10 protein-coding genes are annotated in these 13,432 nt (G+C 29.3%); 4 read left to right on the forward strand and 6 right to left on the reverse strand.

The window, feature by feature from the left end:
- Positions 1–9 precede the first annotated feature (9 nt).
- The 5 genes from AVANS_RS07685 to AVANS_RS07705 all read right to left on the reverse strand — a co-directional run bounded on the left by AVANS_RS07685 (position 10) and on the right by AVANS_RS07705 (position 7,767).
- Positions 10–1,110 (reverse strand): restriction endonuclease subunit S, encoded by a 1,101-nt coding sequence (locus tag AVANS_RS07685; RefSeq protein WP_345772313.1) that lies wholly within the window; start codon positions 1,108–1,110, stop codon positions 10–12.
- Positions 1,092–3,125 (reverse strand): N-6 DNA methylase, encoded by a 2,034-nt coding sequence (locus tag AVANS_RS07690; RefSeq protein ID WP_239817300.1) that lies wholly within the window; start codon positions 3,123–3,125, stop codon positions 1,092–1,094. The genes AVANS_RS07685 and AVANS_RS07690 overlap by 19 nt, the downstream gene beginning before the upstream one ends.
- 233 nt (positions 3,126–3,358) lie before the next feature.
- The gene (locus AVANS_RS07695) at positions 3,359–3,799 is read right to left on the reverse strand and encodes a hypothetical protein (RefSeq protein WP_239817301.1); all 441 of its coding nucleotides are present in this window, start codon (positions 3,797–3,799) and stop codon (positions 3,359–3,361) included.
- A gap of 4 nt (positions 3,800–3,803) precedes the next feature.
- Complete coding sequence (locus AVANS_RS07700; protein ID WP_239817302.1) at positions 3,804–5,840, reverse strand: rhodanese-like domain-containing protein; 2,037 nt, start codon at positions 5,838–5,840, stop codon at positions 3,804–3,806.
- A gap of 40 nt (positions 5,841–5,880) precedes the next feature.
- Positions 5,881–7,767, reverse strand: coding sequence for a cytochrome c3 family protein (locus tag AVANS_RS07705; RefSeq protein ID WP_239818548.1), 1,887 nt, complete (start codon positions 7,765–7,767; stop codon positions 5,881–5,883).
- Between the two features lie 277 nt (positions 7,768–8,044).
- Here AVANS_RS07705 and ccsA point away from each other — a divergent pair, with 277 nt between their 5' ends.
- The 4 genes from ccsA to AVANS_RS07725 are packed head-to-tail and all read left to right on the forward strand — an operon-like array spanning position 8,045 to position 12,625.
- Positions 8,045–10,792, forward strand: a complete 2,748-nt coding sequence (ccsA, locus tag AVANS_RS07710; RefSeq protein ID WP_239817303.1) for a cytochrome c biogenesis protein CcsA — start codon at positions 8,045–8,047, stop codon at positions 10,790–10,792.
- Positions 10,789–11,205 carry a hypothetical protein gene (locus AVANS_RS07715; protein WP_239817304.1) on the forward strand — a complete coding sequence of 139 codons (417 nt, stop codon included), beginning with the start codon at positions 10,789–10,791 and terminating at the stop codon, positions 11,203–11,205. Before ccsA ends, AVANS_RS07715 begins: the two co-directional genes overlap by 4 nt.
- Positions 11,206–11,208: 3 nt before the next feature.
- Positions 11,209–11,970: a 5'/3'-nucleotidase SurE gene (gene surE / locus AVANS_RS07720; RefSeq protein ID WP_239817305.1), complete on the forward strand. Its 762-nt coding sequence runs from the start codon at positions 11,209–11,211 to the stop codon at positions 11,968–11,970.
- Complete coding sequence (locus AVANS_RS07725; protein ID WP_239817306.1) at positions 11,963–12,625, forward strand: ThiF family adenylyltransferase; 663 nt, start codon at positions 11,963–11,965, stop codon at positions 12,623–12,625. Before surE ends, AVANS_RS07725 begins: the two co-directional genes overlap by 8 nt.
- Here the strand turns inward: AVANS_RS07725 and AVANS_RS07730 are convergent.
- Positions 12,596–13,096: a hypothetical protein gene (locus AVANS_RS07730; protein ID WP_239817307.1), complete on the reverse strand. Its 501-nt coding sequence runs from the start codon at positions 13,094–13,096 to the stop codon at positions 12,596–12,598. The genes AVANS_RS07725 and AVANS_RS07730 overlap by 30 nt on opposite strands.
- Positions 13,097–13,432 lie beyond the last annotated feature (336 nt).

A 13,432-nucleotide genomic window follows, 5' to 3' on the forward strand; every position in this document is an offset into this window, starting at 1 on the left:
TAAATTAAATCATATAAACTTTAAAATTTCTTTTGATATTGTTTTTAGTATCGCACTAGCAAAATCATTTATAAATTTAAAGTCTATTTGTTTATTTTTTGAAGGTAATACGATATATTCGTTTTTTACTTTTTCCCAACTACCCTTATTGTCCCAATTGTATTTTCTCATAACTTTAGAAATAGAACTTACAAAAAACAAACTTTCATTTTCATTTAATACCCTAACTTGATATTTTATAGCATAAGCATCTTGAAATATTGTAAAATCTTTGCTTTGATAAAAAACTGGACATTCTCCATTAGAAGCAATAGATATAACATTTTTCAAAATTGTAGTATCTACCATTGGCACATAAACACTTAGTCCTTGATTTTGAGTTGTTGAAGTAAGTGCAGGTAACACGAACTCACCTTGCTTATATTTCGGTAAATAGGAGCCTTTATAGCTCAACTTATTTGTTTTTATTTTTTCAAATAAACTACCTAGCCTATAATCATTCCAAACAATACAACCGCTCTTAAAATCTTTTAAAGCTTTTGCTTCATCGCTCGTTAAGTTCATATCTAATTTTTTGTCAGCTAAGTATTTTTTTACTTGTGATAGACCTAATCGCCTAATTTCACTCATAAAATCACCAATAAAACTTAAATTAATTCCACTATTATCTATTGGTAGCTTTACAATGCTTTCATTAAATATTTTATCTACATCTCTAACCAAAACAGATAATAATTTTGATTTTTGATGATTAAGTATTGTGGTAAAAAAATGTGCCATATTTTCATTAATTTGAAATTTACAATCAATTTTTCTAACAAATTGACCTGCATACCACTTTCTTTTTCTATAAAAAAAGTCCATTTGTAATAAACCTAAACTCCAACTTTTGGCATTGTTTAAATTAGAATCATTTACAAATCCAGTACTTTGCAAAATTCCTTGGTTTTGTGATGTTCTAGTGATGTAATCGTATTCGTTGCCGCTAACAAGCTTGTCTTTATTAAAACTTTTTGTCGCATTTATACTAAATAAATCACCTAATTTATATTCAGCCCACTTAACGCTTTTTAAACCATCATTAAGTGGGCTTAGAGCTTTTTTAACAATTCTTCATCTTTAATAATATTTATTATCTCCCACGATAAAAAATCGCCAATTGTTTTTACAAAATCTTCTAATTTTGGTATAGTGTCAACTGGGGCTACTTGATTCCAATCAGCTCCATTTTCTGGATCTATTGTACTTTCATAGTACTCATTTGCACTAAAAATTTTAAGCTTTGTTTTGCCAAACCTAACTAAATCTACCAATTCTTGGTATCTAACTTTTGCATTATCAATATCAATTAAATTTGAATTTGATTTTTTACGAGCATTTCTTGAATATCCATCGTTTGAAAAGTCAATAAACTTTACAACTTCATCTTTTTCATGTTTTTCGCCTACTCTAAATACATAAACATATGTTTGCACGCTTGATTTTCCTACAAATAAATCATTTGGCATTTTAATGCTTGCTATTAGAGTATTATTTTTTAATATCTCTTTGTTATATTCTATTGCTTTTCCACTACCTGCAGAACCTTGAATTATAACCGACGCATAACCTTTGCTCATCATAGATAATGCTTGTTTTACAAATATCATTCCACATCCATCTGCTGAATATGGTGGGTTTAAAACGAAAGCTGTTGCAGGGAATTTTTCTCCTTGTTTATTAAATTCATACTCTCCATTAAAATCATATAAAGAATCCTTATTTAATATATTAGAACTTCCATCTCCCATCAAAATCATATTTAAAATAGCAAGCATATAAATTTCAGGTAAAACTTCTAAACCTAAAAGTTGTTCAGCTTTAATCTGGGCTATTTTTTTAGCTAATTCATCAGGGGATTTTATGTTTTCTTTTGCATTATTTATCATTTCATTCATAGCAGCGACTAAAAGCCCAGCTGAACCAGTAGCAAAATCCCAAACATAAGAATTCATATCAACTCTTGCTAATTTTGCTAAAAGCGTTGCAACGTATGGTGGTGTTAAAACAACATCATTTAATTTATCTTGTGTGAAACCAAGCCAATTATACATTTCATTAAATAACTTGCCCGTAAAATCAGTGCTTAGATTAACTTTATAATAAAAACCTAATTCATCTACAATCTTAACAAATATTCTTCTTATTTGACTTTCTCCATCTTTTACTTTGTTTAAATTTTCATTAGTTAAAAGATTTTCAAAAGCTCTTAAAATAAAGTCTTTTTTATCTTGCGGAATGCTTCTTTTATCTAAAAAAGCTTTGATTTTTCTTAGTATTATATCGCCGTCTTGATTACCTAATTCTGACAAAGATTTTAAATCTTTTTTATCAAGTGGAGCAACCCCACTAGCTCCTAAAGTAGCCATAATGGTAGCTACTACTAAATAAACTCTATCTTTTTCTGATATACCCTTTTCATTTGAATATATATGCTTATTTAAGTTTTTAATAATACTATTTAACTCTTGCTCTCGCTTAATCCTTAAAGCCTCTATTTCGTCATCGTTTAGATTGAGATTATCACAATCTTTTATAAAATCATCAAAATGAGTTTTTTGTAAAAATGATAAATCAGTGTATTTTCCAATCTCTTGTCCTATACCAAAATTATCTTTTGATACCAAATATACTCCTATTTCATGACTCAACTTATCTAAATATTTATAACCTGTAACTCCGATTGCTATGATTTTTTCATAATTTGTGTGTTCTAGCAAGGCATTTGCATAATGAATAGCACCATTTACTGCATAATTTTTTATGTTATTAAATTGAAAAACACCATTTTCATCTTTATTAAAAACATTATTTTGTTTATCTAATTTTACTAATTTGTCTTTATAACCCTTATACTCTATAAGGATTGGATAGAAGTTTCCAAATTTATCTTTTAATAATAATTTTGCATCAGGTCTATTCCCCCCGCCCATTCCACTTTTTGAATAGTATTCATTTAAAGCATAATCTACTTGAGTATTTAAACTTTCTTGCTCTAGCTTATAATCAAGCCCATAGTTTTTAAGCCAATTATTAACCATATCAGCGATATTTGGTTCTACTGATTGAATTTTTATTTTTGCCATACTTACTCCTATAATAATTCAAATTTATTATAAAAATTATTTTACAAGCTATAAAGCTAAAATATTTTAATTTTATAATGTTATGAGTTTAACAAATAGTCTAAAACAATCAAGCTAAAATAAACTATTTACTATAACATTTTTATGAAGTTTAATGAGCTACCACAAAAATCCTAATTCCTATTTCAAATTCCAAGATTTTTTCAAGAATTTGAAATAGGAATTTGAAATTCCTATTTAACCTTTACAGGATATAGCGAAGGGTATTCGTAGATTTTCCACTCGCCGTTTTCGTTGTGTAAAATTACATCTTTACTGAATTTATGCTGCTGTATTTTATAGTTTGTATCAACTTGTACCACAGCTATTTCGCTACTTTTATTCTTCTTAGTAAAGCTCATTTCAATAGTATCATCATTACCCTTGTAATCATAATCTATAAAAATCATATCCTTACCTTTATCTTGAAACTTCTTAAAATAATCTACATTATTCTTTTTTGCAAGAAGTTTTGAAGCTTCATTCATTTTTCCAGCTTCACATAAAAGCACAAAATCCTTAACCACCATTTCAGGCTCTTTTTTCTCGTTACCGCAAGCACTTAAAATAAGTGCTGCAGTAACTAAAGAAGAAGCCATAAAACTTAAAATTATATTAGCATCTTTATTTTTCATCAACTCAACCTATCAACATATCTGCAAATGCATAAATTATCAAGAACAGAAAAATTAGTCCAGTAAATAGCATTAAAAATCCAACAACTCTTGCAAAATAAAAATACTTAGCAAAAGAATTGCTTTCATTTTTAAGGCTCTCTAATTTTCCACTAGCCTTAAGCCTTGCATACCATTCAGGTCTATCGTGCTTTAATTCTTCTTCTGTTAATTCTCCACTAAATATAACCATATCCATTGGGAATCTATCAGCTCTAAAGTGAGTATTAAAGAAGTGAACTGCAAAAATAAATCCAGTAGCTAAAAGTGCTTCATCAGAATGCACAAGTGTTGCAAGATTTAGCATAAAGCCAGGTAAAATCTTTGTAAATTCAACCGGAAACCACAATACAAGCCCACTAAATCCTATAATAAACATACCCCAAAATACTGCTATATAATCAAACTTCTCCCAGTAAGTAAATCTATCAAACTTAGGTCTTTCACCTTTACCAATAAACCATTTAAAGTGAGCTACAACGTCTCTTAAGTCTTGCATTCTAGGCATTAAACTATCAGGTCCAAATAATTTTGCTAAGAATAATTTAAAGCTTAGTTTTCCATTAGCATCACGAATAGCGTCACGCTTAATCCAAGAATTATAAATTACTTCAGCAATATGGCTTAAGAACACTGCTATCATAATAAATGCACTAAAATGGTGTATCTTAGTAGCCATTACAATTCCACCCATCATATCAATCATAGTTTGCGCCCAAGGAGCTGTATAGAACTTTTGTGGTAAACCACTAAAGCTAAGCCCTAAGAAGCTTGAAGCTACGAAGAAATGTTGAATTCTATGCAATGTACTAAAGCGTTTAATATTTACCTTATCTTTATGCATTTTTTCTTTTGCTGCACGCCACTCATCTTTATATTTAATACTCATATAAATTAGTTTCATACTCCACAAGAACGTGTGTAAGCCAAAGAATGCAAATACAGATATAACAAGCCCTGTCATAAACACATAAGCCCAATAAAGCAATGGGAAATTCTCTTTATCTGTATGGTCAGCATGAGCTATAAAATCACTAAAGTTAGCATTAGCACCTTCATGGCACTTTTCACAAGTTTTGATTTTTGCTTCATCATAAAGTGTTGATTTTTTATCTTCAGGTTTATGAATATTGTGTGCTCCATGGCAGTCAAAACAAGCTGCTATTTTTTTACTCTCACCATCTTGTGCTAAAAGCATAGCTTTACCATGGAATGTTTCATGATAATGCTTTTGTTCTTTTTCGTGGCAACTTCCACATTTAACATCACTTAATTTTTTAACAGCTAAAGAAGTTAATTGTTGTTTATCATGCACGTTATGACAATCCGAACATGATGGAGATTTTTCTCTTGGATTTGTCCTTTTATCATGAACGCTTCCGCTAAACTCAGATTTAACTTCTTTATGACAGCTTGAGCAGTTATTATTTACATTATCTTTATCATTTGCTAATTCATTGATTTTTCCACTATCACCATGACAATCTCTACAAGCAGGAAGATTACCAAATCTTAGATTTTTATGTAACTCATCTTTAAAGCTACTAACTTCACTACCTTCATGCCAGCTATTTATATCATAGCTTTTTACAAGTGGTTTAATTCCGCCTTTTTCAATAGGTCTTGCACTAAGAATCCAGCTTTCAATTCCATCAAGCATTACACGAACATTTGTATAGCCTAATTTTTGTGCTTTTAAAGCTGCATCAGAGCTTGCATAACACATTCTATTTAAACAATAAAAAATAATCTTAGCATCTTTATTGCTAGGTAATAAACTTACCCATTCAGGAGTATTAATAAAAATAGAGCCCTTTAAATAGCCGTATTTTATTCTTTCTTCTTTTGTGTTTGCATCAAATATATAAACATCTTTTTTACCTAATTCTTTTTCTACATCAGCCATAGATATGGGAATTACCCCATCAACTACTGCAAAATCGCCTTCTGATGCAAAAAGGTTAAAGCTTAAAAAGATGGCAAAAATAAGTCTTAACAACATATTTTATCCTTTCACGAAGGCTAGGAAAATCCCTAGCCTTTTATTTCTTACCATCTAATAACTCTTGAGCTTGTTGTGCATAAACTAATGCTTCATTTATTAATTTTAGAGCATATTTTGGACCATGCACACCCCAGCTGCCGTCTTTTTCAATTTTTTCATAAATTGTTCTTGCTTCTTTTGTAAGTAGAATAATTTCAGCTTTAACTTTTGTGCTTAAATTATCCATTTTTGCTTGTTCTCTATCAATTTTGCGAATTGCAAGCTCAAGTTTTTTAAATCCTTCTTTAACAGGTAATTGCCACTCCATAACCTTATCATAGATTTGCTCTTGGTCTGTAAAGTGTAATTCTTTTGGTAAAGTTGATTGAACTGCACTATGGCATCCACTAGCCCCAGGCCCAACAAGATTTACATCACTCCAGCTAGTTCTTCCACAACTCCACATTAAATCAACGAAGAATTTTCCATCTTTTCTAGCAATTGTCCAACCCTTAGTATTTTGTGGATCTCTTGGCTTGCCTGCTGGTGGATTTAGAGTTTTTGCGTCTTTATCTACATAAATCTTCCAAATATGACTTGCACGAACGTTATCAAATCCACCTTTATCAGGGTTTTGAACGCTTGCAAAGTTTTCACAACTCATCATATTTGGCATATGACAACCTGTACAATTATCTTTTGAGTGTGCTCCGCCGTATTTAAACATATCAGCTTGAGTTTCGTGGCAATCACTACAAGTTTTCTTAAGCCCTACTTTTGTATATGGATCTTTCCAATCGTTTGCAGTAACTTCGTGTGGATCATGGCAAGTTGAACATCTCATACCTTTATCATAGTGCATTGTGTTATACATTTGTGAGCCTTCTGTTCCACAAGATGGACATGCTGATTTAAAGTAGCTATTAAATGGCTTTCTTGGATCAATCTTAGCGTCTTCACTATCATAAGCAAATCTTTGATGACATCTTTCGCAGTTACTTGGCATACCAGCACCCCTTGCTCCATAAAGGTGAGCTCCTGCTCCGTGGCATTCTTCACAGCTAATTCCTTTAGAAATTGCGTGTTTTCTAAGTTCATCTTTATTACCGATTGCTGCTAAAAATTCTTCTTTAGATTTAAAGTCAAATTTAAAGCTATGGCAAACTTCACAATATGCAGATGCAGGTTGAAACATCATCTTTTCTTTATAAGTAGAACCATAAGAGTTAATTCCCCAAACGCTTGAAGTTTGTTTGCCAAAATCTTCTAATTTTGTAGGGAAATTTGGAGAAAATTCAGCTATTTTTTTCGCTACTTCAGGTGTAAGTGATTCAACCCAAAGGCGTGAGAATTGATTACCACCAGCAACCATTTTACCTGTTCCATCAGCTAATTTTCCATCTTCAATGTGATAAGTTCCACGAACCAACCACTTATCAATAAAACCATATTTTGTTCTAGGAGTTCCTACGATAACGAATACATCATCAGCTTCAACACCTTTAGGTAAAATTGTAGCTTCGCTGCTTCCATACATAGGCTTTTTAGGATCTCCTCCTGCTTCTTCTAGCTCATCAGGGAAGCGAATAACTTTTGAGTGGCGTGAGCGTTGCCAAGCTTCATATTGTGCAGGGTGGCACTCTCCACATTTTTTAGGACCAACGAATTTGTTTGGATAATCTAAAATACTTTCCATACCTAAGCGATATGTAATTGAAGCACCATGTCCTTTGTCTTTTTCATAGTTTGCTGCACCACCAAATTCTACGAATTCTTCTTGGCGATTTGAAATAGAATATTTTCCTACTAATCTGCCTTCTTTTTCGTATTTAAACATAGGGTGGCGATCTTTTAAAAACTCTATAAAATCAGTTTCTTGATTAACATAATCATGAAGAGTTCTAGGTTCTATACCATCAGCTTGCGGCGTAACACCAAATAGCATTGAGCTAATACAGGCACTAAGCACCAATAATCGTTTCATAACATTCTCCTTAAAAAATATTTTGGTTCTTAAGTTTAGTCCATTTTCATTTAAAGCTTTCTTAAAAAAACTTAAAAAAATAAATATAATTTAAAAATTTAAAATAAGATATAAATAGTATGAAATAAAATTTTATAATTTTTCTATTTTTTAAGGCTTTTATTATAAAATATTAATTTAAGTTTAGATAATAAATTTTATCAACTAATAAAGATTTTAAGAATAAGGTTTGTAATTTATGAAAATTATTAATAAGATTTTTTCTTTAAAATTTAGTTTATTTTATATGTTTATATTCGCATTTTTATGTATGATTGCAACTTTTATTGAGAGTAAAAACGGCACAGCTTATGCAAATAGTTTGATTTATAACGCTTGGTATTTTTATTTAATTATGATTTTGCTATTTTTAAGCACAATTTTTTGTATATTTAAATATAAACTTTATAAAAATCTTTCATTATTTTTAATACATAGTTCTTTTATTTTTATTTTTATAGGTGCAGTGCTTACGCATTTTTTTGGCTTTGAAGGAGTAATTCATTTAAGAGTTGATAATAAAGCTAACGAGATTAAAAGCACTAAAACCAAATTAATCTTAAAACATAATGATGAAATAATTAGCACGGATAATTTAAACGAAAGTCTAAAGCTAAATAATGCTAGTTTAAAGTTTTTAGATTTTAGCAACGAAGCAGGTCTTACTAAAGTAAAAAGCGATAATTTAAACGACCCAAGTTATTTAAAATTAAGATTTAACTTCGCAAGTGGTTATAGCGATGTTGAGATTAATTATAATGATTGCCTTTTAGTTGGCAAAACTAATTTTTGCTTTAATAAAACAAGCTTAAATAATTATGTAAATTTTTATATTAAAGATAATGAGTTTTATGTAGCTACAAATGAAAAAATCAAATTCCTAAATCAAATTCTTGATTTTGATTTTAAGCTAAAAGATGGAATATATACTTTAGATGATTTTTCATTTTCTGCTTTAAATTATTTAGTTCATTCAAAAGACGCTCTTAGTATGAGTGGGGGTAATTTACAAGCAATTAAAGTGGAATTTAAAATAGGATCATCAAAAGAAAATCTAATCCTAGCTCTAAATGATAGTATTAAAATAAATGATTATGAAATATTGTGGAGTCAAGAAAGCTTAAAGCTTGATTTTGATGTTTATCTAAAAAGATTTAATCTAATAACTTATGCAAACAGCAATAGCCCAAAAGATTATGAAAGCGAAATCGTAATAATTGATAAAGATAAAAATATTCATACAAAAATCGCTATGAATAAAGTGCTTGATTATAAAGGCATTAGGTATTTTCAGCATTCATACGATGAAGATTTAAAGGGCTCAATTTTAAGTGCGAATAAAGATTTAGGCAAAACCCCTACTTATATAGGATATTTTTTATTATTTTTAGGCTGCTTTTTAAATCTATTTAGCAAAAAAACCATAAGCTATTTTAAGGCTTTAAGCTTAGTATTTTTAGTATTTTTTAGCACTAATTTAAGGGCAAATCATATAGATAATTTAAACACTTTAATTATTCAAGATTACAATGATAGATTTTTGCCATTTTATTCATATTCAAAAAATTTATGCAATAAAATAGGCTGTCCTGATATATCTAATGCAAGTAGCGAGATTTTTAGGCTAATTAGTGATGTTAATTATGTAAATGAAGCAAGATTAATAAAGGTAAAAAATCCTAAATTAAGAGAGTTTTTAAACTGCGAAAAACAAGCAAAATTTAGCGATTTTTACGAAGGTTCAAGCTATAAATTAAAAGATGAACTTAAAAAAACTTACGCAAAAGGCGAAGCAAATTTTAATGATTATGATAAAGACTTAATTAGAGTTGATGAAAGCGTAAATATTCTTTATTTAATTTTCACAGGAGAATTATTCAAAATATTGCCAAACGAAAATCACTTGCAAAGCCCATTTGCAAATAATGTAAGCTTAGAAAATCAAAAGCTTGTAAATGATTATTTAAGCGCATTATTAATTGCTAAAAAAACAAACAATTATGATGAAGCTAACATTGCTTTAGAAAAAATTAAAAATCTTCAAAAAATGCAAGATTTTTTACCTAGTGAAAATCAAATAAAAGCTGAAATATTTCTTAATAAATACGATGTTTTTTATAATCTATGCTTAGCTTATTTAATATTATTTTTTATATCTTTATTTTTTATAAATAAAAGAAGCAAAATCATATTTTATTTAAGCTCAATTCTTTTTGTAATTCATCTAGCCTTAATCATTACAAGGGGCTTTGTGGCTGGATTTGCTCCGCTTAGCAATACTTATGAGAGTTTAATTTATATTGCTTTAAGCTCTGTTTTTGCTGGACTTGTATTTAGAAAAAATCTCTTGCTAAGCTTATGTTTATTACTTAGCGTTGCTGTCTTAATGACTGCTCATTTAAACGATATAAATCCACAAATTACAAACCTAATTCCTGTTTTAAATTCTCCTTATCTTAGCATTCATGTTAGCTTAATTACTGCTTCTTATGGCTTTTTTGCTTTAAGTGCTTTAATTGCATTTGTAAAATTAGTTTGTATTATCATAAAACGACCTTACGAAAAAGCACTAATTCAAATGCATTTAGCAAATCTTTTAGGCTTATTATTATTAATTTGTGGCAATTTCTTAGGTGCTATTTGGGCGAATGAATCGTGGGGAAGATACTGGGGCTGGGATTCTAAAGAAACTTGGTCTTTAATTAGTATTTTAATTTATGCAATATTAGTTCATTTAAAATTAAAATCAGAACTTATTAAAAGTTTGCTTAGTTTATGGAGTTTTGGCTCAATTTTAATGACTTATTTTGGGGTTAATTATTATCTAGTTGGCAAGCATTCTTATGCAGGAGAACAAAGTAATTTCAATTCACCTTCTTGGCTAATAATTAGCGTTTTAGTATTGCTAATCTTTAGTTTAGTTGCAGTTTTTAGGAGTAAAAAATGAAAGCTTTTTTAATATTAATAGCACTTTTTTTTATTGCTTGTAATGATGAAAAAATTGATGAAAATTACTTAAATACTCCGCTTAAATGCTCTATAAATAAAGATATTTGCGAAGTTAGCTTTAAAGGAAAGCAAATTAGCTTTGAGATACTAAACCGCCCTATTCGTTTTATGGAAGAATCTAAATTAATAATTAAAGGCTTACCTAAATACGATAATCTAAGCCTTAATTTATACGGGCTTAATATGGATATGGGAGTAATAAAAGCTGAATTTGAGCGCTTAGAAAATGGCGATTATGAAAGCGTTTTTGTAGTAAGCTCATGCTTATTAAGCACTATGAGATATAGATTAGAATTATTAAATAATAATAAAAAAATAGGTTTATTTATAGATTTTGATATGAAAAGGTAAAATATGAGAATACTTCTTACAAACGATGATGGATACGACGCAGCAGGTCTTATTGCTCTTAGAAAAAGACTTAAAAAAATTAAAGATTTAGAAGTTTTTGTAGTAGCTCCTTGGTCTAATAAAAGTGCATGCGCACACTCACTAACCCTAAATCACCCACTAAGCTTTGTAAAAATAAAGAAAAATTATTATGCTTTAAAAGATGGCACTCCGAGTGATTGCGTAAATCTTGCATTTTGCACTATTTTTAAGGATAAATTACCTGATTTAGTAGTAAGTGGGATTAATAATGGAGCAAATCTAGCCGAAGATATTACTTATTCAGGCACGGCAGCTGCTTGTATGGAAAGCGTTTTATGTGGAGTAAATGCCATTGCTTTTTCACAACTTTATGAAAAAGAAGTAGATTTTAAACGCTCAAGCAAACTTGCCGTTAAATTAATCTTAAAATTACTTAAGACAAATCCACTTAAAAAAAGAAGATTTTTAAATGTAAATTATCCAAGTTGCGAGAGTGATTATAAAGGTTATAAAGTTTGTAAAATGGGTAAAATGAGATATGTATTCTCAAGCAAAATGCAAAAAAATCCTAGGGGCTTAGAGTATTATTGGCTAGATAGCTTGTATGATTTAAGCAAGGTAAAAGCAAATAATGATGATATTGATTTTGTAAGACGTGGCTATGCAAGTATAACCCCAATAAAGCTAAATCTAACAGCAAAAAAAGAAATAAAAAAAGTTAAAAAGTGGCTAGAAAATGAATGATAAATATACAAGGTCAAGGCTTTTATTTGCCGAAAATTACGAAGAATTAACAAATAAAAAGGTCTTAATTTGTGGGCTTGGTGGCGTTGGTGGAATGTGTTTTAGCTCGCTTGCAAGAGTTGGGATTAATGTAAGCGGAATTGATAAGGATTATTTTGATATAACAAATTGCAACCGCCAACTACATTCTGAAAATACAGGACTTAGTAAAGCTAGTGTTTTTGCTAAGTTTTATAATGCAAATTGTTATGAGCTACTAATTACTAAAGAAAGCTTTTTAGAGTTTTTAAAGGATAAAGAATTTGATTTAGTGATTGATTGTATTGATGATGTTAAGGCTAAGTGTGATTTAGCTGAAATTTGCTATGAAAAAGGAATTAAATTTATTAGCTCTGGTGGAGCTGCAAAAAGAATTGATCCTACAAAAATAAAAATTGCTAATTGGGATAAAACCAAAATGTGTGCTTTAGCAAAAGCTGTTAGACTTGAGCTTAAAAAACGCAAGTTTAAAGGTAAGTTTAAAATGACTTATAGTGAAGAAGAGCCTATGTGTCAAGGTTTAGGCTCGTTTATGGGAATGACAGGCTCAATGGGGTTAATGCTTTCAAGCTTAGCAATACAAAAATTACAAAACATTAGCTTTAATAAAAAGTAACAATAAAAGAAATACGCAAATTCCTAATATAATAACTCCTGCCATATTAGGAGCGCATTTATTATTAGTTTCTAATCCTAAATCCGTACTTTCAATAAATTTTTTAATTAAAAAATAATAATGCAATTTACCAAAAACAAATATACAAGCAACATATACCAAAAAAGATATAATTATTGTCTCAACAATCAAGCTTATAAAATCAACCGTAAATGATATAAAAAAGGCTGTCCAAAGCCTTCTATATACAAAAGAAAATTCAATAAAAAATCCAGAAATCCAAAAAAACGGCAATTGCATAAAATCATAAATCAAAACCTTATCTTGCTTATGCCCTGATAATAATAAATTTGTCATTGTCATAACATTTTGAGTTTGTTCTGGCTCAGCTAAAAACCCAGCTACTTTTTGTCTTAAAGCATTTTCATCTTTTAATAATTCACGTGACCTATCGCCTAAAAAAATATTCATAAAATCTCCTTTTAAAAAATTCAAAAAGAATGATAACCCCCCCCCTTAAATTAAACTTAAAAATTTAATCATCTGGAATTTGAATTCGGAATTAACTTTATTTTATTTTGCTTGGGCGTGGTAAATTTAGCTGTTATCTTTTGCCAATATTTGGCTTTATTATTGAAGTGTATCCACCAAAACCATCTTTATCCCATACGTTATGAAATTCTTTTTTAAGGCTTATATAGATATAAATATTTATTTTACTAAAATGATTGATATTTATTAGATTTAGCAAGGTTGCTAAGTCTAGTAAGATTGTTCATGATTTTATTTAATTAAAAATTCATTTTT

The organism is Campylobacter sp. RM5004, from assembly GCF_022369455.1.
In the GTDB taxonomy this organism is placed as follows: domain Bacteria; phylum Campylobacterota; class Campylobacteria; order Campylobacterales; family Campylobacteraceae; genus Campylobacter_E.

What these genes read in the sequence shown, in the direction of transcription:
- surE (WP_239817305.1), top strand. Translation starts at nt 11,209, where the DNA reads ATGAGAATACTTCTTACAAACGATGATGGATACGACGCAGCAGGTCTT.
- AVANS_RS07700 (WP_239817302.1), bottom strand. Translation starts at nt 5,840, where the DNA reads ATGTTGTTAAGACTTATTTTTGCCATCTTTTTAAGCTTTAACCTTTTT.
- AVANS_RS07725 (WP_239817306.1), top strand. Translation starts at nt 11,963, where the DNA reads ATGAATGATAAATATACAAGGTCAAGGCTTTTATTTGCCGAAAATTAC.
- AVANS_RS07695 (WP_239817301.1), bottom strand. Translation starts at nt 3,799, where the DNA reads ATGAAAAATAAAGATGCTAATATAATTTTAAGTTTTATGGCTTCTTCT.
- AVANS_RS07730 (WP_239817307.1), bottom strand. Translation starts at nt 13,096, where the DNA reads ATGAATATTTTTTTAGGCGATAGGTCACGTGAATTATTAAAAGATGAA.
- ccsA (WP_239817303.1), top strand. Translation starts at nt 8,045, where the DNA reads ATGAAAATTATTAATAAGATTTTTTCTTTAAAATTTAGTTTATTTTAT.
- AVANS_RS07705 (WP_239818548.1), bottom strand. Translation starts at nt 7,767, where the DNA reads ATGCTATTTGGTGTTACGCCGCAAGCTGATGGTATAGAACCTAGAACT.
- AVANS_RS07690 (WP_239817300.1), bottom strand. Translation starts at nt 3,125, where the DNA reads ATGGCAAAAATAAAAATTCAATCAGTAGAACCAAATATCGCTGATATG.
- AVANS_RS07715 (WP_239817304.1), top strand. Translation starts at nt 10,789, where the DNA reads ATGAAAGCTTTTTTAATATTAATAGCACTTTTTTTTATTGCTTGTAAT.